The 20,615-nt window shown below is 69.8% G+C and carries 14 protein-coding genes and 5 pseudogenes; 11 read left to right on the top strand and 8 right to left on the bottom strand.

The annotated features are described in order from the left end of the window. Positions 1 to 317 precede the first annotated feature (317 nt). Positions 318 to 734: a Dabb family protein gene (locus ABD363_RS05075; RefSeq protein WP_344600124.1), complete on the bottom strand. Its 417-nt coding sequence runs from the start codon at positions 732 to 734 to the stop codon at positions 318 to 320. 112 nt (positions 735 to 846) lie between these two features. On the opposite strand from ABD363_RS05075, the gene ABD363_RS05070 reads away from it, so the two are divergent. Beyond that, positions 847 to 1,482 (top strand): TetR/AcrR family transcriptional regulator, encoded by a 636-nt coding sequence (locus tag ABD363_RS05070; RefSeq protein ID WP_344600123.1) that lies wholly within the window; start codon positions 847 to 849, stop codon positions 1,480 to 1,482. A 267-nt stretch (positions 1,483 to 1,749) separates the two neighbouring features. Here ABD363_RS05070 and ABD363_RS05065 read toward each other — a convergent pair whose 3' ends face one another. Beyond that, the gene (locus tag ABD363_RS05065; protein WP_344600157.1) at positions 1,750 to 2,208 is read right to left on the bottom strand and encodes a winged helix-turn-helix transcriptional regulator; all 459 of its coding nucleotides are present in this window, start codon (positions 2,206 to 2,208) and stop codon (positions 1,750 to 1,752) included. 109 nt (positions 2,209 to 2,317) lie between these two features. On the opposite strand from ABD363_RS05065, the gene ABD363_RS05060 reads away from it, so the two are divergent. Beyond that, on the top strand, positions 2,318 to 3,475 hold the full coding sequence (locus tag ABD363_RS05060) for an MFS transporter (protein ID WP_344600122.1): 1,158 nt from the start codon (positions 2,318 to 2,320) through the stop codon (positions 3,473 to 3,475). A gap of 126 nt (positions 3,476 to 3,601) precedes the next feature. Here ABD363_RS05060 and ABD363_RS05055 read toward each other — a convergent pair whose 3' ends face one another. Further along, complete coding sequence (locus tag ABD363_RS05055; RefSeq protein ID WP_344600121.1) at positions 3,602 to 4,540, bottom strand: alpha/beta hydrolase; 939 nt, start codon at positions 4,538 to 4,540, stop codon at positions 3,602 to 3,604. Positions 4,541 to 4,647: 107 nt separating this feature from the next. Here ABD363_RS05055 and ABD363_RS05050 point away from each other — a divergent pair, with 107 nt between their 5' ends. Next, positions 4,648 to 5,283 (top strand): TetR/AcrR family transcriptional regulator, encoded by a 636-nt coding sequence (locus ABD363_RS05050; protein WP_344600120.1) that lies wholly within the window; start codon positions 4,648 to 4,650, stop codon positions 5,281 to 5,283. Between the two features lie 112 nt (positions 5,284 to 5,395). Here ABD363_RS05050 and ABD363_RS05045 read toward each other — a convergent pair. Beyond that, positions 5,396 to 6,678: pseudogene (locus ABD363_RS05045) on the bottom strand (IS701 family transposase). A gap of 266 nt (positions 6,679 to 6,944) precedes the next feature. Here ABD363_RS05045 and ABD363_RS32560 point away from each other — a divergent pair. Together ABD363_RS32560 and ABD363_RS05040 are read left to right on the top strand one after the other, a co-directional pair. After that, positions 6,945 to 7,088 (top strand): annotated as a pseudogene (locus ABD363_RS32560) (IS1380 family transposase); the annotation flags it as partial. 278 nt (positions 7,089 to 7,366) lie between these two features. Continuing rightward, on the top strand, positions 7,367 to 7,840 hold the full coding sequence (locus ABD363_RS05040) for a hypothetical protein (RefSeq protein ID WP_344600119.1): 474 nt from the start codon (positions 7,367 to 7,369) through the stop codon (positions 7,838 to 7,840). 16 nt (positions 7,841 to 7,856) lie between these two features. On the opposite strand, the pseudogene ABD363_RS05035 reads toward ABD363_RS05040, so the two are convergent. Both ABD363_RS05035 and ABD363_RS32555 read right to left on the bottom strand, forming a co-directional pair. Next, positions 7,857 to 8,650 (bottom strand): annotated as a pseudogene (locus ABD363_RS05035) (ATP-binding protein). 30 nt (positions 8,651 to 8,680) lie between these two features. Further along, a pseudogene (locus ABD363_RS32555) lies at positions 8,681 to 9,514 on the bottom strand (Mu transposase domain-containing protein); the annotation flags it as partial. Between the two features lie 481 nt (positions 9,515 to 9,995). Here ABD363_RS32555 and ABD363_RS05030 point away from each other — a divergent pair. Beyond that, a complete protein-coding gene (locus ABD363_RS05030; protein WP_344600118.1) occupies positions 9,996 to 10,262 on the top strand; it encodes a hypothetical protein in 267 nt (88 codons plus the stop codon). Positions 10,263 to 10,280: 18 nt separating this feature from the next. Here ABD363_RS05030 and ABD363_RS32550 read toward each other — a convergent pair whose 3' ends face one another. Continuing rightward, positions 10,281 to 11,246, bottom strand: coding sequence for a transposase (locus ABD363_RS32550; protein ID WP_425577940.1), 966 nt, complete (start codon positions 11,244 to 11,246; stop codon positions 10,281 to 10,283). Positions 11,247 to 11,995: 749 nt separating this feature from the next. Between ABD363_RS32550 and ABD363_RS05020 the strand changes: the two are divergent. The 3 genes and pseudogenes from ABD363_RS05020 to ABD363_RS05010 all read left to right on the top strand — a co-directional run. Further along, positions 11,996 to 12,277 (top strand): annotated as a pseudogene (locus ABD363_RS05020) (EamA family transporter); the annotation flags it as partial. A gap of 387 nt (positions 12,278 to 12,664) precedes the next feature. After that, on the top strand, positions 12,665 to 14,209 hold the full coding sequence (locus tag ABD363_RS05015; RefSeq protein ID WP_344600156.1) for a leucyl aminopeptidase: 1,545 nt from the start codon (positions 12,665 to 12,667) through the stop codon (positions 14,207 to 14,209). Then, entirely contained in the window at positions 14,206 to 15,105 is a 900-nt protein-coding gene (locus ABD363_RS05010) for a PhzF family phenazine biosynthesis isomerase (protein WP_344600117.1), read from the top strand. The genes ABD363_RS05015 and ABD363_RS05010 overlap by 4 nt, the downstream gene beginning before the upstream one ends. A gap of 552 nt (positions 15,106 to 15,657) precedes the next feature. On the opposite strand, the gene ABD363_RS05005 is transcribed toward ABD363_RS05010, so the two are convergent. Continuing rightward, positions 15,658 to 16,587, bottom strand: coding sequence for a LysR family transcriptional regulator (locus ABD363_RS05005; RefSeq protein ID WP_344600116.1), 930 nt, complete (start codon positions 16,585 to 16,587; stop codon positions 15,658 to 15,660). Positions 16,588 to 16,808: 221 nt separating this feature from the next. On the opposite strand from ABD363_RS05005, the gene ABD363_RS05000 reads away from it, so the two are divergent. Together ABD363_RS05000 and ABD363_RS04995 are read left to right on the top strand one after the other, a co-directional pair. After that, positions 16,809 to 17,303 (top strand): cupin domain-containing protein, encoded by a 495-nt coding sequence (locus tag ABD363_RS05000; RefSeq protein ID WP_344600115.1) that lies wholly within the window; start codon positions 16,809 to 16,811, stop codon positions 17,301 to 17,303. Between the two features lie 1,191 nt (positions 17,304 to 18,494). Continuing rightward, positions 18,495 to 20,114: an RICIN domain-containing protein gene (locus tag ABD363_RS04995; protein ID WP_344600114.1), complete on the top strand. Its 1,620-nt coding sequence runs from the start codon at positions 18,495 to 18,497 to the stop codon at positions 20,112 to 20,114. Positions 20,115 to 20,615: the final 501 nt, after the last annotated feature.

The raw sequence follows: 20,615 nt of genomic DNA, 5'->3' as shown, positions 1-20,615 counted from the left end.
GTCGAGGCGGGCTGACGTCAACGTGGGTCAGTTCACCGGGCCCGCAGCGTTCGTAGTCCTGCGCAGGTGCACCACGTGAGCAGGGCCTGCTTGCCACAGCTCTCATGCGCACGTTCGACCTGGAGCACACCTTCCGCTTCCTCGGGCGGACACTCGGTTCGAGCCGCCCGGAGCACCTGACCAGCTCCCAAGCCCAGAGGAAAGGCAGCTCCGGCTGTCATGACCCAGGTGCACGCCGCTACGGCCGGGCCGCTTCGACGTACTTGCGGCGGCCGGCCTCCGGCAACGGGTGCAAGCCGCCGGAGACCGGCCGGCGATCAGTTCTCGGGGTCGTCCTCGAGGCCCGCGCCGAGATAGGCGGGTACGTCGGCCAGCATCTCGCGCGTTTCGGGGCTCAGCTCGTTACGACGCCGGTGCAGTTCCTCGATCTTCGCGGCCAGCTCGGGGTCCTCGTCGTCGCTGATGTCGAAGATGTCGAGTCGCTCGACCACGGGCAGGCCGACCTTGTCGGAGTTCAGCGTCGCGGGATGCGTCAGGTACTCCCAGAGGCCGTCGAGGTCCTCGATGACGTATGTGGCGCCCCAGTCGAAATCGGCGCCGTGGTCGCGGCCCACCACGAACGACTTCACCGAGGGCACCTGCCGGCCCTGATTGCGCAGGCTCTCCAGTGCCTCCTCCACCTGCGCCGGCGGGGCATCCGCCTTGAGCTTGATGCGGTTGACGTGGTAAATCATCACGTTCCTAACGTTGTTAGATTTTCTACCAACGTTAGATTAAGGGCGTGGTGACGCGACCGTCAAGCGGGGCGATACTGTGCAGTGCCACATCGAAGCGAAGTGACGGGACATGCCGAGCAGTACACGACGCGCTCGCGAGCGGGCCAACATCCGCGCCGGCATCGTCGAGACCGCCATGCGCCTTCTCGAGTCCGAGGGCGCCGCGGCACTGACGATCCGGCGTATCGCCGCTGACATGGAATACACAGCGCCGATCGTCTACCAGCACTTCGCCAACAAGGACGCGCTCGTGCTGGAACTGGTCGTACGCGGTTACGACCAGCTGCTGGCCGAGCTGAGACGGGTCGACGAGGCATCGGACATCGACGGACACATCGTGCGGGTCGCCGCTCAGTACGTCCGCTTCGCCGGCGAGCACCCCCACCTCTACCAAGCCATGAACGGCACCGTGACCGACGCGGATGAGCGTCGACGTGCTGCGGCGCCCGCCATCGACCTGCTCACCGAATTGCTGGATGCGTGGTCTCACGCGCATGGCGTGACCCTGCCTGATCAATCGGATGCCTGCGAGATCCTCTGGGGCACTCTGCACGGCATGGCCGCACTCGGACATCTCGACACCGTCGGGACCGAGCGGGCGCAACGGCTCGCCGAACAGGCGTGCCGCACGATTCTTCTCGGCTGGCGCGCCACGGGGTCCGCGGACGGTCTCCGCGCGGATTCCTCGCCGAAGTCGGGAACTTGAGCAGCGCTCGGGCCCTCGAAGTGCACCCCCGTCCAGAGAGCCCCGACGGCCAGCGGAAGAACTGCCGCGGCACGGTCAGCCACCGCTAGTCGTTGCGGGCCAGGAGGTTGTCGACGCCGGCCGTACGGGGCCGCAGCAGTCGAACTCGCTCCGCGCCAACGGCGCCGTGACCCGCCGGGAGGCGTTACCCACCATCTCGCGGTTGCCCCGGCGCTGCCGGCCGGACATGTCGCCGACCGCCGGAAGTGTCAGGCGGCTTCCCTTGTGTCAGCGATCGTGCAGCACAGAGGTCGTATCGACGTCCACGGGCCTGCCGTGCGCGTCGGTGGGACGCAGCTCCGGGAGCGGGAGACCACTTTCATCGACGAGAACCGAGTGAGCTTCACCTGGCGCAAAGGCGTGCCGTTCACCCCACTGACGCACAGCCACGATGACGGCGAAGAGGTCTCGGCCCGCCTCTGTGAGGACGTAGTTCTGTCGCCGCCCTGTCGGGGCGGTCTGCCGATCGAGGATCCCTCGTTCGACCAAGCGTCGCAGCCGGTCGGTGAGGATGTTGCGCGCGATTCCGGTGCGGTGCTGAAAGTCGGTGAATGTTCGCGCACCGTCCATCGCGTCGCGAATGATCAGCAGGCTCCATCGATCTCCGACCAGGTCGAGGGTGCGCGCGACGGGGCAGGCGGGATCGGTCCAGGACATCCCCTCGGCACGGGGCGCTGTGCGAGCCATCACTCCTCCTGAAGAGTTGCGGATCGAAACCATTCTGCCGTACCTTCATTTTGGTTGCAGTTTGCTACTCATTGGAGGTGTGGCGGTGAGTCCTGCGTCCGGCCGGAGGATGCTGTTCGCCGTGATCTGCGCGGTCGCGGTCGCGACGATCTACGTGGCGCAGCCCGTACTGGCCCGGATCGGCAATGACCTGGGCCTGCCGGAAGCCGACTTGGGATGGATCGTCACCACGGGGCAGCTCGGCTACCTGATCGGCTTGGCCCTTCTTGTCCCTCTCGGGGACATGTTCGACCGGCGCAAGCTCATTGCCGGGCATCTTCTCCTCGCCGCGGTCGGCATGGCCCTGGCCGCAGTCGCCACCCAGCTGTGGCTCCTGCTTGCCGGGCTGGTCATCGCAGGTTTGTTCGCGGTCGTCGTTCAGACCACTGTGGCCTTCGCCGCCGACCTGTCTGCGGCAGCGGAACGCGGCCGCACACTCGGCGCCGTTACCTCCGGTGTCATCATCGGCATTCTCGGAGCGCGCGTGCTCGCGGGCGGTCTCGCTGCACTCTGGGGATGGCGAAGCATCTACGTGGTACTCGCCGTGCTCCTCATCGCGCTCACCTGCTTCGTGCTGAAGCTCCTGCCAGCCGACCCGCGCGACGTCCGGGCCACGTACGGCGCGGTGCTGATCTCGCTGGGTGGCCTGTTCCGTGAGCGCCTGTTCGTCTCGCGGGGACTGATCGCATTCTTCCTGTTCGCTTCCTTCGGCGTGTTGTGGAGCGGCCTGGCCCTGCCGCTCGGAGCCGAGCCATGGCACCTGAGCACGGCCCAGATCGGCCTCTTCGGGATCGCCGGGCTCGCCGGGGCGCTGGGCGCCTCTCGAGCCGGACGGGGGGCCGACGCCGGCCGCGCCAACGTCGTCACAGGAGGTGCACTTGTGCTCCTGGCCGCTTCATGGTCGGCGACCGGCCAAGCGTCCTGGTCGCTCTGGGCGGTCGTCGTCGGCGTGATCGTCCTCGACTTCGCGGTGCAGGCAGTACACGTCAGCAATCAACACCTGCTCACGGCCGCATACTCACACCGGACGAGCAGCGTCATCGGCGGCTACATGCTCTTCTACTCCCTCGGCTCCGCCGTCGGAGCAACCGGCACCACCGCGGTGTACTCCGCCGCGGGGTGGGCCGGATCCAGCCTCCTCGGCGCCGCCTTCGCCCTCTGCGCACTCATGGTCTGGGCCGTCAACCGACACGCAGCCGCCGACACGCGACGAGACGTGCTCGTGTAACTGCCTCGTCCTGTCCCGCGAAGCCCCGGCCTACGCGGAAGGCGAATCAATACATGACCCATGCGAACGCACCGCCGTCCGCGGAGGGCAGGCGCCGATTGATCGAGCGGTGCCACACAGGCCGGGTCAGTTGAAGGCCGCGGCCACAGCGTCCGAGAGCTGGTTCAGTATGTCCCGCGAAAGGCGCACCGAGCCGGTGAACGAGAGAAAGCCGTGAACGGCTCCCTCGACCGGAAGGTGCTGGACCGGCACGCCGGCGTCGGCCAGCTTGCGGGCATAGTGGTCGCCCTGGTCGCGCAGGGGGTCGTTCTCGGCGGTAACGATGACGGCGGGAGCAAGTCCGGCCAGTTCGTCGCAGCGCGCAGGCGAGACCCGCGGGTCGGCGCCCTGGTCCGGGGTGCTGAGGTAGGCGCCCCAGAACCACTCGAGGTAGGAACGGGAGAGGACCGGGCCCGTCATGTTCTCGTACATCGAAGGGCTGTCGTCGAACCGGTCGACCGCCGGGTAGGCGAGCACCTGGAGCGTGATGCGAGGTCCCCCGCGGCGCAGGGATTCCTGTGCGAGAACCGCAGCGAGGTTGCCGCCGGCGCTCTCGCCGAACACGGCGATGCGCTCTCCGTCGCCCCCGAAGCCCGGGGCGTTGCCCGCGACCCAGGTCAGCGCGGCAGAGGCGTCGTCGACCGCGGCCGGGAAGCGGTGCTCGGGTGCCAGCCGGTAGTCGACGGAGACCACGACCGTGCCGGAGCGGCTGGCCACGATGCGGGCCATGTTGTCCTGGGTGTCCAGGTCGCCGAAGACCCACCCGCCGCCGTGGAAGAAGAGCGTCACGGGCAGCGGCCCGGCATCCGGATCGGTGAAAGGCCGGTAGATACGGACGGGTATGTCGCGGCCGTCGGCAGCGGCCGCGGTGTCCCGGACGTCGGCGACCGGTACGGGAGCGCCGGCCAGGGCGCCGAAGGCGCGCCCGAACGCGCGGTTCTCCGCCACCGTCAGGGTTTCGGGCGCCGGCCCGCCTCCTGCGGCCACTTGCTTGAGCAGGGTCTCGATCTGGGGGTCAAGGGGCATGGCACTCACCTGGCCGAAGAGACGGCCACCCGGTATGGAATGACCTTTCCAGGATCTTCGACGGAGCATGATTGGAATGTCAATTCCAACTTGGGTAGCGTGGGCACATGAGCGCACCAGTGAAGGCCGGAGAGTCGAAGAGGCAGCGGCTCACCAAGGGTGGCCGCAAGACCCGCGAACGCATCATCGAGGCCGCTGCGGAACTGATGTTCCACCGCGGCGCGGGAGGCACGAGCATCCCGGACATCCAGGCGGCCGCCGGGGTCAGCGCGTCGCAGATCTACCACTACTTCGGCGACAAACAGGGCCTGGTCCTGGCGGTCATCGACCACCAGACGGACACCCGGCTCGCCCAGCAGCGTCCGCTGCTGGACAACCTGGACAGCATCGAGGCCCTGCGCGAGTGGTGCGACCGGGCAGGGAACCGGCAGGACGCAAGAGGATGCGAAGGCGGCTGCGAGATCGGCTCGCTCGCCAGCGAACTCGCCGACAGCGACCAGTCGGCACGGACCAGACTCGTCTCCGCCTTCGACCGGTGGGAAGGCCCCATCAGGTCGGGACTCGCACGCATGCAGGAACGCGGCGAGCTGAGCGAGCGCGCCGATACCGCCGCGCTCGCCACCGCCCTGCTGGCCGCCATCCAGGGCGGCATGCTGCTGTCCCAGGTCCGCCGGTCGAGCACCGCCTACCGGCAGGCCGTGTCAGCGGTGATCGACCACATCGAGAGCTACCTCGTCCGGTAGCGACTCGGGGCGTCAGCTCACCAGTGACACCCCTTGACCTGCTGACACAGAGTTCAGAAACAGGCACTCAATTTGTGCTTTAAGGTCTGGTACTCCAGTGCGGTTTCGTGATCTATCCAGCGGGTTCGTCGGCACTTCGTCGTCGGTAGTGGCTGCGTCGAGCTGTTGCCTGGTGGCGTCGGCGCCAGTTGGACCAGTGCAGCAGCCGGGCCGCAGTCATGGCTGGTGGGGCGAGGGCGGCGAGTAGGTGTCGGATCTCCGGGACGGTCAGCGTGATCGGATCGCGGGCGCGGAGGAAGTGGTGTGTGCCTGCGGGCGGTCCGGGGGCCGCGTCGGCGGCGAGGGCGGTCAGGAAGACCAGGGCGAGCATGGCGAGTGTGATGTGCCGGTGCCACGAGGTCCGGTGCCTGACCTGGTAGTGGTCCAGGCCGACCTGGCCCTTGGCGGCCTGGAAGCATTCCTCCACGCTCCAGCGGGCACCGGCGACGCGAACCAGTTCGGGCAGGGTCACTTCGGTGGGTGACCAGCGCTGGTAGAAGGCGAGTTCGCCGGTGGACCGGTTGCGGCGGATCAGCAGGTGGTGGTGGCTGCCGCTGCCGATGTGGACTCAGGCCCAGTCGTAGTGGCGCGGGCCCTTCGCGCCGTTGCCGGCACTGTGCCGCTGCCAGGCCGTGGCGGGCAGGCGGCCGGCGACGGTGTCCGCGCGGACAACGGTGCGGCCGTGGTTGATCCTCACCCGCGTTGAGCGGGCGACGGCCAGCACGTAACCGGTTTCGCGTGCCTCCAGGGCGCCACGAAGCTGCGAGTCCTGCCCGTAAGCCTCGTCGCCGGTCGCCCAGGAGGCGGTGATCCCGGCGTCCAGCGCGGCGGCGATCATCTCACCGGCCAGGCGGGGCTTGGTCGCGAACTGCACCGTCTCGGGGATCCCGGCCGCTCGGCGGCGTCCGTGATCGGGGCACCAGGAGTGCTCGGGCAGGTAGAGCCGGCGGTCGATCAACGCCCGTCCCCGCTCGGTGGCGCAGGCGAGGAACACGCCGACCTGGGAGTCCTCGATGCGTCCCGCGGTGTCGGTGTACTGGCGTTGCACGCCCGCCGAGGCATGGCCCTTTTTCACGAAGCCGGTCTCGTCCACGATGAGTACCGCGCCGTCGGTGCCGAGGTGATCGACCACGTAGGCGCGCAGGTCGTCACGGACGGCATCGGCGTCCCAGCGGGCGTAGCGCAGCAGGCGCTGCATCGGTCCGGGTCGGGCATGGCCGGCCTGTTCGGCCAGCTGCCAGCAGTTCCTCCGCTCCGCCTTCACAGCAGCCCGAGCAGACAGGCGCGGGCACTCGCCCGCGGCTCAACCCGGCCGAACCGTCCCGCGATCCGGGCCATGGCCTGGTCGGACATCATCCGCCAGCGGGCAGGGTCTGCGCTATGGCCTGCGGCCACCGCACGATCTTCGTTTGTCCACACACCAACCGATGATCACGCGGTGGCCGTACCCGTTCCCAGCCGGATCCGCAGCAAGATCGCGAAGTCAGACTGGAGTATTAGCCTCACGCTTTCATGAGGCGGGCTGTCCGGCAGGCGGCCAGGAAAGCAGGAAGCGCCTCTGACCAGCAAGAATGAGAATTGCCGAGGTCCTTGTTCCTGCCACCGCCGGAGGCAGTTCCCAGGTGAAGCACTCTGTCGGATCCCATCCCCGTGTCCGCGTCCAGGACGACGGCCGCCAGGTCGTCTCCCGGACCGGGTCGGTCCTGCTCGTCGAAAGGGCCCGCAGGACCGGTCTTGACCAGGCCACATCCTTGCAGCATGCGCCCGCCCACGCCCGATTGCGGCACACCTCCGTCTTCCACGTGCTCGCCCGTACCCGCCCGGCCTCCAAGGGCGACCTGGTCGGGGCCTGGTGGCAGACGGCTGCCGGACTACGAGGTGGCTGCGGAGGTGAGATCGGAGAGCGCTTGTCGGCGGTTTCGGAGAGCGTCCGGATCTCTGGCCGTCTGGAATGTCGCCGAGAACTGGCAGCAGGCAGTTGCGTCGGAACCCGGGTGACGTCGAGCGGATGTCGACCGTAGGCTCTCGGCGAAAGGCAGGTGCGGTGGACATCACGGTGCAGTGGATCAAGACGTCGTGGACGAAGCAGTCTCGGGGCGGGGAGGCCGCTGCCCGCAGGAACGCGGCGCCGGTCGGCTTTTCGTTGCCTCAGGTGCCCTCCGGGTCTGCCCACTTCGTCCAGATGTCCGAGCGTGATGGTTTCGAGCCGCGTTCGGGCCAGAAGGACCTTCGCCAGATCGGTGTCAGCCTGCGGGACGAAGGTGATCGGCTCCGAGTGCTCGCTCGGGTGGAGCCGCTCTTCGGGTTGCCACCTCGGCCGCGCAGGCCGCCGGCAGTTCGGCTGCTTCCCGGGCAGTGGGTCCGCTGGCAGTTGAACTACCGGTTCACCAGCGCCCTGGGAATCCGCGGTTGGTCGTACTGGCTCGACACATTCAACATCGCTTACGGCCTCGTCAGCCGGGATGTCTTCCTGTCGGAGCCGACCGTGATCGTCGATGAACGCGGGCCCGTTCGATAGAGCAGGCTGACTGCGCTCAGGCGGCTGCTCGTTCCGCTTGGGCGCGGGTGGTGGCGAGGCGGCAGGAGCCGGTGCCGGTGCCGGTTTCGATGATGTTGCCGCCGAAGGTGAGGCGGTCGACGACGGCCGCGCAGAGGCGGGGGTCGGTGAGGTCTTCGTCCAGCCGGAGATGCACTCGTTGGAGGCGATGGCGACGCTGTTCTTCTCCTCGCGTTCGGTGAGGATCTGGAAGAGGAGTTCGGCGCCGTGGCGATCTGGTTCCATGTAGCCGAGTTCGTCGATGCAGAGAAGGGCGACGCGGCCGTAGCGGGCGATGGTCTTGGTCAGCTGCTTCTCGTCGGCGGCTTCGACCAGTTCGTCGACCAGCTTCGTCGCCAGGACGTACTTGACCCGGTGGCCGGTCATCGCGGCCTCTGTGCCGAGCGCGATCAGCAGGTGCGGCCTGTCCGTGCCGGAGTCGCCGATGAGGCAGAGCGGCAGCCCCTTCCTGATCCGTTCGCATTTGGCGAGGGTATGGACCATGGCCGGGTCGATGTTGGGGCTGGCGTCGAAGTCGAACTTGCGCAACGACTTGTCGCGGGGGAAGTCGGCGGCCTTGATGCGTCGCTCGGAGCGGCGGCGGGCGCGGTCGTCGCCTTCGGCCAGGAGGAGCTCGGAGGGGAAGTCGAGGTAGGACATCTGCTCGCGTCCGCCGGTTTCGGCGAGCTCGGAGAACCGGAACCGTATGGTGGGCAGCCTCAGTGTCCGGCATGCCTGGTCGAGCGCGGTCGCTCCCGGCGGAGCGCCGGGCTTGCGCACGAGAGCTTCCAGATGGTGGTCCAGTTCGAGGCGGGTGCCGCCTTTGGCGATCAGCCGTTCATGCCGGGCGACTTCGTTCCGCCCGTCGTGGACCACCGGCTCGGAAGCGTGCAGCATCGCTCGGACGGTCCGGCCGATCAGCCGGACCGGCACCGAGTAGCGGTTGGTGCGGACGCTGATCTGGCTGTAGCGGTCGACCCGCAGGGTGAACAATCGGCCTGTCTCGAAGGTTCCTGTGGCAGCGGTGCCAGCAGCGGCTGCTCGGCCGCGAAGTGCTCGCCGATCGTGCGAGGACGGGACCGGATCCGGCGGTTCTCGTCCTCCTGGTCCCACCGGTCGATCACCGCGTTGAGCTCGGCGAGCGTCGCGGCCTCGGGCACCGGGACGAGGTGGTTGCGGCGGAACCAGCCGATCTGGCCCTCCACCCCGCCCTTCTCGTGGGCGCCGCGGATTCCGGGCCGGCAGTGGAGAGCCTCCAGACCGTAGCGGGAGCGGAACGCGGCCCAGCGTTCGGCCTCGACGCGATGCCGGGGGGAAGCCCGGCACCTGGGCGACCGCGGCCCTGAGGTTGTCGTAGCGGACCTTCCCGGCCGGCACCCCGCCCAGCACGTTGAGAGCGTGGACGTGACCCTCGAAGAACACCTCCTGCCCCGCCGAGGCGAAGATCCGGTGGACGGCCTTGCCCGGGCGGGACAGCCGGAACGCGAACAGGTAGCAGGTCACCAGCTCGCCGGCCGGCCGCACCGTCACGTCGCCGAAGTCGACCTCCGCCTCCGCTCCGGGCTTGTGCGTCTGCGGGACGAAGGCTTCCACCACACCCCGCCCGGCCCGGACCCGGATCTCCTCACGCCGGTCGGCGACGCAGCCACGGACCATCTGGTACGAGATCCCGTCCGCACCGTGTTCGTCCAGCAGCCGCTCGAAGATCCGCTTCACCGTGTGCCGCTGCTTGCGCGGCGCATCCAGGTCGGCCCGCAGCATCTCGTCGATCAACGGCTTGTACGGATCCAGCCGCGTCGGCCGCGGCGGAAGCTTCTTCCGCGGCTCCGACCAGGCCGACGTCTGCGCCTCCTTCACCGTCAGGAACCCGACGCCGTACTTCCGCTGAAGAGCACGAATCGACAGACCAGCCTTCGCATCACGGCGGATCGCCGCGTACAGATCGACCTTGGACTTCGGCAGCACCCCGGCCCCCTCGTCGTGCAGAGCGCAACCATGATCCCGAAGCAAGCACCCGGGCGCTCTCGAACTCAGGTTTCGGTCCAACTTCTGTGGCGAGGTGACAGGGAGTGTTGTCAGCCGCATGTGATTGGGTGCGCGGAGAGTTCTGCAGCCATCACCTCCGGGGGGATCGTCCATGTCGCAGTACCCGTCGCTGACCCGCGCCCTGGCGGAGGCCCTCGTGGACCTCGCCTGGTTCGTCGAGAGCGCGGACGATGAGCACATGGATCCGGACGATGCGGTGAAGGCACTGGAGGGTGTCGCCGCGGTGGTGGATCGCCTGTCGGACTCCCAGCGTGCAGAGTTCCAGCAACTGATCGAGGCGATGACGGCGGCCGAGACAGATCCCGGCCGCCGTGAATTCCTGGAAGAGTTCCCCGACGGCTTCGGTCTCGTGGAGTAGCTGCCAACCGGCTCAGGTTCAGGACGCGAGGAGACCTCGCCTCCTCAGAAGCGCAAAGCCGGCGCGTCCGTACCTCTGCCGCTTCAGCATCTTGATCCGGTCGACGTGGCGCTCGACGACACCCGAACTCCAGGGCAGGGTCAGCCCGGCGGTGACCACGGCAAGGTCTCGTTCCAGGCCGTTGGCGAAGGCGGGGAGACTCGGCAGGTCGTCGGCGCGGACCGCTTCGGTCCACTGCGGGAGCCGGCCGCCTTGGAGCTCGGTGATCATCCTCTCGAACGCGTGGACGGTGGCGTGCTTGACGCGGGTGCGGTCGGCGAAGCGGTGTCCGGCGGGCCATGGCGAGCCGCCGTCCGCCGGTGCCTGGCCCTCTGTCCTCTCCGGGGCCGTCTCGGTGGTGGTTGCGCGCGGGCCCGAGCGATGGCGGAAGATGCACCGCTCGGCGGCTTCGCCGAGGTTGCGCCGGAGGTGGAAACGGCCGGCGACCTGGACGGCAGTGGGTGCCCCCATGCCGGCGCCTTCCGCGAAGAACGGAGCACGGTCACGGCAGACGGCCTCGGTCCCCGGGCGTTCGGCCGGCCAGGCCGCGGCCGTGCCCGCCTCGCGATCCGGCAGCAGGTCAACTGGTCGGCGGGTCCCGGCGTCGACCAGGACCGCCCCGTGGACACGTCCCTCGCGCATCGCGTACTCGTCGACGCCGACCACCCACGGGGTTCGCGGCTGAGGCTCCGGGAGCGCGTCGACCGGTCGCAGGACCGTGTTCCGGCTGGCCCTCGCCCCGAAGACGTCGGCCAGCCGGGCACCGGCTCGACCGGCCACCGCGAGGCCGGCCTCGGCCAGCGCCGACCGCATTCGTTCGGTCCGCTGGCGGTGTCGGCGGGTCAGGCCCGTGATCTGCTCGACGAGCGTACGACGCCCACATGAGGCGTCCTCACACATGAACCGCCGGATCCGCAACCGCAGCACCACCCGCCGTCCTGCCACGGGAAAATCGGCGGAATACCGCAGGCAGAAGCCATGCACCCGCCCCGATCAGCTTCCGCATCCCGGGCAGCGAGCCTTGGCCGTCCGGGATCTGACACCGATCCGGATCACGTCCGCCGTCGTCCTGCACCGGCACCACCCTGATCTCCGAAGCCGGCAGGAAGAGATTTCCGAAGCCGAGAGGAAGAGCAGCTCTTCCAGTCGGAGCAGTACCTCGCGCACAGCCCGGAATCATCAGCCCGAACGCCGCCGTCACCGGCCGTTTCCAGACGGTCTTGGGAGATGTGCCAGCAAGGTCAACGGTCACAGGCAGCAGGCACGCCACAGAAGTTGGACCGGAACCGAAACTCAGCGACATCACTCTCCCGTGGAAGAGCGCGCTCTTGACGCTGAGCTACAGGTGCTTTCATAGCTCATAAACAAAGCCATAGGGTCGATTGCGACCCCGGGGTGCTCGCGGCGGACTCGGGCCAGGGCAGGCGCCGACAGAGTCGGGCCGGCCGACGCGAAGTAGCGCGGGGTCGGCCGGTGCGCCCTGCGCGTAGCACCCGCATGCGTCTCACATCCAGCGTGTAGCACAGCTTAATGGTTGTGCAGAAATTTTTTCTTGTCCTTCAAGGAAAGGTGCGGCACCGTTCATTCGGGCGAATGAAGGAGACGAAGGTGGGCGGTGTCATGGACAGGGGCCGGTCGGGGGCGCGGATCGGCGTGCTCGCTTTTCCGCGGAATCGGCCTTGCTCTGGATCGAGGTGGCCCTGGACGCGCTGACGCCGGTGCAGGCGACCTTCAGCCGGTGTGTGCTCGGATCGGTCACGTTGCCGGCTGCCTGTCCGGGTTCCGACCGTGGGCTGCCTCGCGGCCTGCCGATCTGGGGACGTGCCGTCGTGGCGGCCTTCTTCCGCAACGCGTTGCCGTCCGCCCTGTTCAGCGTCGGCCGGCAAGGCATCGGCTCGGGTGTCGCCGGCGTACCGAACGCGACGACCCCCCTGTGGTCGCTGCTGATCGGCGCGGTCGTCGGGTCCGAGCGTGCTCTGCCGCCGTACCGGCTGAGTGGACTCCCCCTCGGATGTGCCGGAGTGGTGCTGATCTTCGCGCCGTGGCGGGCGGCGCAGCCGGGCGGGTGGGGAACTCCGGCAATCCCCGTCGCGGCGGCCGGTTACGCGGCCGGCTTCACGTCCATGAGCCGCTGCCTGGTCGGCGGCCGCCGTCGGCCACCTCCTTCCGGTGGTCTCGATGGCGTCGGGCGTCGTCGTGCTCCACGAGGAGTTCGGCCTTCGGATCGCCCTCGGAACGGCAGTCGTACCGGCCGGGGTCAGCATGATCCGCCGGCAGGCACGGGCAGCGGCACCGGCGCCTGCGACAACCGTCGACGCCCGCCCGGCACACCATCTCCCCTCTCAGGAAAGGGACGTTCGACAGTGACAACGCTGAAGGTGACCACCATGTCCGCCGCATCGGCACCTGCGGACTGGGTCGTGATCGGCGTCGCCCAGGGCACCGAGGGGCCCGTGCCGGCACCTGGGGCGGGGGCACACGAAGCATTCGCCGACGGGCTGCTCCGGCTCCTCACCGGTCTCGGGGCGACGGGAGCCCGGTGCGAGGTGCTCAGACTGCCCGCACCTGCCGGCATCAGGGCCGGTGCGGTCCTCGCCGTCGGCCTCGGACCCGACGAGGGCAACGGTCACAGTGTCGAGACACTGCGCCAGGCCGCTGGAGTGGCCGTGCGCACCCTGGCCGGCGCGGACACAGTTGCCCTGGCGCTGCCGGCCGGGACCAGCGAGGCGGTCGAGGCGGTGGCCCTGGGCGCCCTGCTCGGGGCCTACGCCTTCACCGCCTACCGGACCACCGCCCGGACGCTGCCGGTGCGCGAGGCGACGATCCTCGTGGACCACGAGGTCCGGACCCCCGCGGAGAGTGCCGTACGGCGTGCCCAGGTACTGGCACAGGAAGTCAACCGGGCCCGCGACCTCGTCAACACCCCCGCCAACGACCTTTATCCCGCCAGCTTCGCCGCCGCCGTGGCCGCAGCGGGCCAGGAGCACGGACCGGTCGTCCAGGTATTCGACGAGGGGGCGCTCGCCGCAGGCGGTTACGGCGGCATCCTCGGCGTCGGCCAGGGTTCGGTCCGTCCGCCGCGGCTGGTGCGGATCGCGCACACCCACCCCGGGGCCACGTCGACTCTGGCCTTCGTCGGCAAAGGCATCACCTACGACTCGGGCGGCATCTCGCTCAAGCCCGTCGGTGCCAACGAGATCATGAAGCGCGACATGGCCGGTGCGGCGGCCGTGTTCGCCGCGGTCCTCGTCGTCGCCCGGCTCGACCTCCCCGTCAACGTCACCGGCTGGCTCGCGCTGGCCGAGAACATGCCGTCCGGCTCCGCACTGCGCCCCGGTGACGTGCTGCGGATGTACGGCGGCCAGACCGTCGAGGTGCTCAACACCGATGCGGAGGGACGCCTGGTGCTGGCCGACGCCCTCGTCCGGGCCGGTGAGGAGCAGCCGGACGCGATCGTGGACGTGGCCACCCTGACCGCAGCCACGCGATTCGGCCTCGGCGATCACGTCTTCGCAGTGATGGCCGACGACAACGCCTTCCGCGACCGGGTGCTGGCCGCCGCCGGAGAAGCCGGCGAGCAGGCGTGGCCGATGCCTCTGCCACCGGAGCTGCGCCCGAGTCTGGACTCACAGGTGGCCGACATCAGCAATTACGGTGAGCGGATGGGCGGCGGCCTGGTGGCCGGTCTGTTCCTGCGGGAGTTCATACCAGCAGGCGTTCCCTGGGCGCACCTGGACATCGCCGGACCGGCCTTCAACCAGGGACCGCCCCACGGCTACACCCCCAGCGGCGGTACCGGCTGCGCGGTACGCACCCTGGTCCGGCTCGCGAAGAGCGCCGCAGCCGGCGACGACCACGGTCGCCGCTTCCCTGCCGTCACCACTGCCTGCGAAACGGAGGACCGGTGAGAGTCCTCTACCAGGTCGACGCGTTCACCGAGACCCCCTTCAGCGGTAACCCCGCCGGAGTGGTGCTGACGGCCGACGGGCTGACGGATCAGCAGATGCAGGCCATCGCACGGGAACTGAACAACTCCGAGACGGCCTTCGTCCTGCCCGCCGACGGCACCGACCACGACATACGAGTCCGGTTCTTCACGCCCACGACCGAGGTCCCCACCTGCGGACACGCCACCGTGGCCACCCACTTCGCCCGAGCCGTCGAATACGGCCTTCCCTCCGGCTCACTGAGGCAGAAGACCGGCACCGGACTGGTGCAGCGCGTTCAGCTCCACTGTGACGGCGACCGAGTCCGGATCGGCATGCACCAGGGGGCAGCCGTCTTCGGCCCCGAACTGGACGGTCGCCGGATCAGCCGGCTGCTGAAGGCCCTGGGCACTGCTCCCCGGGCTCTGTCGGACCACGGCCCGGTCCAGATCGTCTCCACGGGACACGCCAAAGTACTGGTCGAACTGCGTGACCGCGCCGCAGTGGATGCGCTGCATCCGGATCCGGCCGCTTTGACGGCCCTCAGCCACGACCTCGACACCAACGGCTTCTTCGTCTTCACCCGGACCACCGGCGAGGAACACCTGCTGACCTGGTCCCGCATGTTCGCCCCAGCGATCGGAATCCTCGAGGACCCCGTGACAGGCAACGGGCACGGTCCCCTCGGGGCGTACCTGCTCCGATACAGCGCAACTCCCGCCCCGGACGGCCGGTTGTCCTTCACCGGGCGGCAGGGAGCAGCCATGGGACGCCCCGGAGACGTGCAGGTCCACGTCGAGACAGCAGCCGACGGCGAACTCCTCGTCTCGATCTACGGTACGGCGGCGACGGTGTTCCGGACGGAGCTGCCTGTCTGAGACGGCACCCGGCACGACAGGCGACCTGCTTCACCCACTGGTGGGACTTGGTCAATCCGGCCCGGGTCCCGTGTTCCAGGCGACGGTGGAGATCGCGGGCGGAGAGCGGCGTCAGGTGGTGCGGGTGCCGTCCAGCAGGCCAGCAGATCCTGGACGGTGCTGAGGATCTGGTGGAAGGTGCCCCTGGCTCCCTCTCTTGCGCACCTGACGTGACCGGACCCGGCTGCCGGGCGGGACGGACGGACCCTGATGACGAGCAGCTGTCACACCGCCGGGTCTGCGGCGCCGACCCGGCGCCCCCGGACTCGCGGTCCGGCCTGCCCGCCGCCCGGGCCACCGGGACGAGGCCCACGGGCAGGACCGGCGCTTCCGCCGCCCGCTCCGGCAGATCGGTGTCGGTCACGTGCTGGCGGTGCCCGAGTCCCAGCAGATCAAGCCCCTGGCCGGGATCTGGCGCATCGACCAGCTCATCGAAGAGACACCCGGTGATGCCCGGCAGCGGCTGTCCCGGGGAAAGGGGACGAGGAGCCCGCACCTCCATGACCAGGCCGCTCACCCGGGCCCTCGCCGGACACCGGAGGCGGCCTTCGTCTGCTCCTGCTCGGTGGTGACCTCGCCGAACGCCCGGAGCAGATGCCGCAGGGCCAAGGAGGGCGGGCCGCCGGGGAAGGCGAGCGAGGTGGTGACGGTCAGTCCGGCGAGGGGGCGGAAGACGACCCCGGGCGCCGGAGGAAGCCCCGACACCTCGTAGAAAACGGTCCACGACGGCGGGCCGGCGCCGATCTCCGCGAGGGTCGCCTGGAGGCTGGTGAACGGTGCTGCGGGCGGCGGCTCGGCACCGGCCGCCCGGAGCGCGCCGGTGATCAGGCCGTGGAACGGCGGGTTGCGGTCATGCGGCGCGAGCCGCAGCGGCAGTGCGGCGAGCTGCTCCAGGTGCAGCTGCGGCTCGCCTGCCAGGGGGTGGGCGGCGGGCAGCGCGGCGTACAGCGGATCGGTCCACACGGGGATCGCCTCCAGGCCCGCGGCCCGGCCCGGCGGCAGGGCGCGTACGAGCACGGCGTCCAGCGCGCCCGTGCGGACAGCCGCGAGCCGTTCCGCCGGCGGGAGCTTCACGAGCCGCACCCGCACACGCGGCGCGAGGGCCGCGAATCCGGCCAGGGCACGGTAGAGCCGGTCCCCGGGGACCTGGACGGTGCCCAGCCGCAGGACGCCCTCGGTACCCGCGAGGATCCCGGCGGCCACCTCGCGGGCGCGGTCGGCGGCGGCGAGGACAGCGCGGGCCTCGGGCAGCAGGCGTTCCCCGGCGGACGACAGGCGCACCCGCCGGGACGAGCGGTCGAACAGCACGACCCCCAGGGCCCGCTCCAGGGCGCGTATCTGCTGGCTGACCGCGGACTGCACGATGTTCAGCCGCTCGGCCGCCCGGCCGAAACCGCTCTCCTCGGCCACCACCACGAAGTACCGCAACTGCCGTAGCTCCACCCGCCGTTCCCCTCCTGCGCCGCATCCCCGTGCCAGGCGACACCGTACTCCCGCCGGGCCGCGGACGCCTTTCCCCGGATCCCGCGGGCCCCCGTCCCGCCATTCATCACGATCGGTGATCGCTGTCTGCGCTAACCGCCGCTGGTTCGCCCGGTGTTCCCGTGCTCGAATGATGAAACGCGGCACAAGCAGCGAAAAGCAGCGACGGAAAGGGAACGCGGATGTCCACACGCAGCTTGGGGAACGCCCTGGTCGTACCCGCAGACGAGGCCGAGGTCGTCGGACTGGCCGGCGGCAGCGCCTTCCGTCTCCTGGCCGACGGCAGCGCCACGGACGGCGCGCTCGGCGTCAACCGGCTCTGCCTGGACACGGGTGCGGACGGAGCCAGGCCGCACTACCACGCGCGGTCCTACGAGATGTTCCACGTACTGGACGGAACGGCGTCCTTCCTCCTCGGCGAGCGGTTGGTGACGGTGGACGGGGGCGGTCTCGTGATGGTCCCGCCGGGACTGCCGCACGCGTTCGGCGCCGCCCCGGGCGCGACGACGGACCTACTGGTGGTGGCGGCGCCGGGTGTCGAACGGTTCGGCTACTTCCGCCGGCTGGGACGCATCGCCCGCGGCGAGGAAACGTTCGAGGATCTGCTGCCCGAGCAGGAACGTTACGACGTCCACTTCGTGGACGACACGCTGTGGCGGTCCGTCCGGGCCCGCTGACGGAGAGCGGAGGGCCGCCGCCCGCCACACGGCCACGCGCGTCCCGAGGACCACGACCACACCACGCACGTGCCCCGTGGGTCCCGGCCGGCGCCGCAGAGCACCCCCGGCGGGCACCGCGGTCGCCTGCACCGACCAGCCGCTTGTGAACGCTGCGACGCCGCGCACCGCGCGGCCACGGCGAGGTGGTCGACCGGATCCTCACCGAGATTGACGGGTGTCGAACGGACGGCGACTGCTTGCCGGGCCCCGGCCAGCCTCCCGAGGGGCCGCGCCCGGAGGCCTCAGAGGGAATGTCGCTGAGCCGAGGCGCCGAGTCGATACTGCCGGTGACGGGCTTCGGTGCCGTCGACGTCGCCGTTGCACCGGGTGATCCACACGCACCGTCCAGCGGGGCGGGCTTTGCTGGTCGAGCGGGATGCCGAGGCGGTCGGGCCGTGCGGGCCTGATCTGCCCGGTGAGCTCGGCCTGAATAGCGTGGCCGATCAGGGTGACGGCGGACAGGTGTTCCTATGGGAGCAGCGGCAATCGGGCTGCATACCGCAGCGGGTGACGATGCCGCGCCATTGCTTGAGCCGACGGGAGCAGCGTTCGACGACGTTGCGACGGCGGTAGCGGGCCTGGCGAAGCCGCATGGCCGTTCGCGTCGCCGTGCCCGTCCCGCCGGTCGGTCGATGCGTTCGGGACGGTGGCCCTGGTTCCGCGGCTGTGCAGGTAGGCGCGGAATGAGCGGACCGAGTAGCCCTTGTCCGTCACGACCCGATCCGGCCGTTGACGGGACTGCGTGTGGCCATCTTCGACCGTCGGGTGCCGGCGGTCGTTGTCCGGGGTGGGCAGCTTGGACACCGGTGCCCGCGTACGCTTTCGGCGTCAGCGCGGGCAGGAACCGGCCGCTCGGACGGACGGTCGGCGGCCGGGAGTCGTGAAGGGCGTGGACGGCGACCCAGGCGTGCCCGAAGCACAGCAGCTCGGTGGCAGTGACCGCGGCAAGGACCGCGCCCGCGCAGGAGATCGAATCCACCCTCCTGGGCGGACCGGGCCTACGCGCCCGCACCCGGCTACACATCCATGCGCACCTCATCGCGCGCTGCGCACTGGCGTGCGGAGGGGCGCGTGGGAACGGCCCGGGCACAGTCAGCGTGCGCTCAGACGGGGTGAGGTCCGTAGGGGGAGGTTTGTAGACTCCGGCGGATGACCACAAGTGATCACGAACGGCTGCTCTCCACGCGCGTGTGGAGAGCAGCCGTCGCTGGGCTGCTCCTGTTCGCCGGGCTGTGCGTTGAGGGGACCGGTGCGGCCTACGCGGCCAGCGGCATCGTCCCCGTCGTCAGCGACGAGTTCACTTTGAGCCGCCGAGCGGACTACAGCGACACCGTCGACAGCACCCTGACCGGCAGCCGCGTCGGCCCCGCGCTCCTGCACGGCCTGACCGGCGGCGGGTCCGGCAAGGCTGGCCTGTGCTATCCCACGCCGTTCAACCCGGGTGTCGATGCCGACGGCTACTGCTGGGGCGAACCCACCGACGGCGACGAGAGCGGCACCAGCGATTGGGCTCCCCAGGGCTTCTCCGTCCCCCACACGTCGGCCGGTGACGGCTACTGGGACGGCGAGCGCTGGGAGGTGACCTCCTGGCACCTCGGCTCGGACAACCGGCAGTCCCGGCTGCGTTTCGTCGACCGTACGTCGGCCACACCGCGCTACTACGACGTCGCGCTGGTCGACTTTGGCGGGGGCACCAGCGTCACCGCGCACAAGAGCCACGCAGACGGGGTCGTCTGGTACAAGAACAGGCTGTTCGTCGCCAACGGCGGCACCCTGGACGTCTTCGACCTCAACGACCTGACGCGCTACTCGGGGATCAGCGGCTTCGACTACGTCCTGCCGGTCCGCGCCAGGTACACGACGACGGTCGGGAGCCCGACGGGCAAGTGCGTGCCGGCCGCCGACACATGGCCCTGTATGAACGGCCTCAGCTTCGACCGTGAGCACAGCGCGCTGGTCTCCAACGAGTACTACGGCGTGAACGGCTCGGGCGGCCGCATCGTCCAGTGGCCCTTCGACCTCGGCACGGGCACCTTCCCGTCGACCGCCAACACTGCGGAGGCGGCATGGGTCTCCCCGGTGTGGCGCATGCAGGGCGTGGTCCGTGCCGAGGGCTCCTTCTTCATCAGCGGTGCCTGCCCCTCAAGCTTCGACGTCAGCTACCGCGAGCCCGCGTGCGTGCACAAGGGCGCGCCCGGCGACAGCACGCACGTCCTCACCGCCGTGCCCGACATGGCGCAGAACCTGGACTGGGACGCCTCGACCGGCCGCATCCGCGGCGTGAACGAGGTCGCACAGGCCGACCAGGCCTACCCTCAGCGGCTCGTCTACGACTTCTACCCGACCGCGCGCCCCATTACCACCGTGCGCTTCAGGAACGTCAAGAGCGGCAAGTGCCTGGTGCCGTACGGCAGCAGCCTCAACAACGGCGCCAACGTGGTGCAGTGGGACTGCAACGGCGCGTCCGGCCAGAACTGGTTCTGGAACGGCTCCGAAATCCGCAACTTCCAGAGCAATCGTTGTCTGACGGTCTACGGCTCCAGCACCTCCAACGGAGCCTACGCCGTCCAATGGGAGTGCAACGGCAGCACGGCCCAGCGATGGAGCCGGGTGACGGGCGCCGCCGGCGGCGGATCGCTCCTGACCAACGACAACAGCGGCTCGTGCCTGACGATTTACGGCGGCAGCACCTCCAACGGGGCCGTGGCCACCCAGTGGACCTGTGAAACGGCCGACACGGCACATTCCTGGATCGGCTACCTGCCGTGACGTGTCGGCACGTCGTCATCGTGTTCAGAGCATGACGAGAGCGGCGTGACCTACCGAGGCCAGAAGCCCTCCGGCCAGCTGCGCGGCCCCCTGCCGCGCAGCACCCGCCCCGCCCGCTGGATTCCATGTGTTCTCCCGCTCGGTCCCCGCCATCGCGGCGAGGAACACGAACAGCGGGCGCCCGTGCCCGGTCGGGTCGTGGACCCCGGCCGGCCAGAGGGCCTGCGGGCATCTCCAGGTCCAGGCCGTGCGCGGCCAGGTGGTCTGCCAGCGCGGCCAGCTCGGCGGCGTCCCGGCCGAGGCGCTTCATCCCGTAGACGATGAAGATCACCCGGCAGTGCGGGGCGTGCGCCCCGATCCGCCGGGCGGCGCCAAGCACCTCCCCGAACCCCGGGCGGACCCGCCTCCAGCGTGTCCAGGGCCTGTTCCCGTACGGCCGCGGCGAAATGCCCAGGCTGCGTCCAGCGCGAGGACCGGCGGTTCAGCGGTCCCGCCGGAGGC

Source organism: Streptomyces glaucus (assembly GCF_039533365.1).
Taxonomy (GTDB): domain Bacteria; phylum Actinomycetota; class Actinomycetes; order Streptomycetales; family Streptomycetaceae; genus Streptomyces; species Streptomyces glaucus.
Note: the sequence above shows the minus strand (reverse complement) of the source record. Positions and strands in the feature narration are given on the sequence as shown.

What these genes read in the sequence shown, in the direction of transcription:
- ABD363_RS05070 (WP_344600123.1), top strand. Translation starts at nt 847, where the DNA reads ATGCCGAGCAGTACACGACGCGCTCGCGAGCGGGCCAACATCCGCGCC.
- ABD363_RS05075 (WP_344600124.1), bottom strand. Translation starts at nt 734, where the DNA reads ATGATTTACCACGTCAACCGCATCAAGCTCAAGGCGGATGCCCCGCCG.
- ABD363_RS05065 (WP_344600157.1), bottom strand. Translation starts at nt 2,208, where the DNA reads ATGGCTCGCACAGCGCCCCGTGCCGAGGGGATGTCCTGGACCGATCCC.
- ABD363_RS05060 (WP_344600122.1), top strand. Translation starts at nt 2,318, where the DNA reads ATGCTGTTCGCCGTGATCTGCGCGGTCGCGGTCGCGACGATCTACGTG.
- ABD363_RS05055 (WP_344600121.1), bottom strand. Translation starts at nt 4,540, where the DNA reads ATGCCCCTTGACCCCCAGATCGAGACCCTGCTCAAGCAAGTGGCCGCA.
- ABD363_RS05050 (WP_344600120.1), top strand. Translation starts at nt 4,648, where the DNA reads ATGAGCGCACCAGTGAAGGCCGGAGAGTCGAAGAGGCAGCGGCTCACC.
- ABD363_RS05030 (WP_344600118.1), top strand. Translation starts at nt 9,996, where the DNA reads ATGTCGCAGTACCCGTCGCTGACCCGCGCCCTGGCGGAGGCCCTCGTG.
- ABD363_RS05000 (WP_344600115.1), top strand. Translation starts at nt 16,809, where the DNA reads ATGTCCACACGCAGCTTGGGGAACGCCCTGGTCGTACCCGCAGACGAG.
- ABD363_RS04995 (WP_344600114.1), top strand. Translation starts at nt 18,495, where the DNA reads ATGACCACAAGTGATCACGAACGGCTGCTCTCCACGCGCGTGTGGAGA.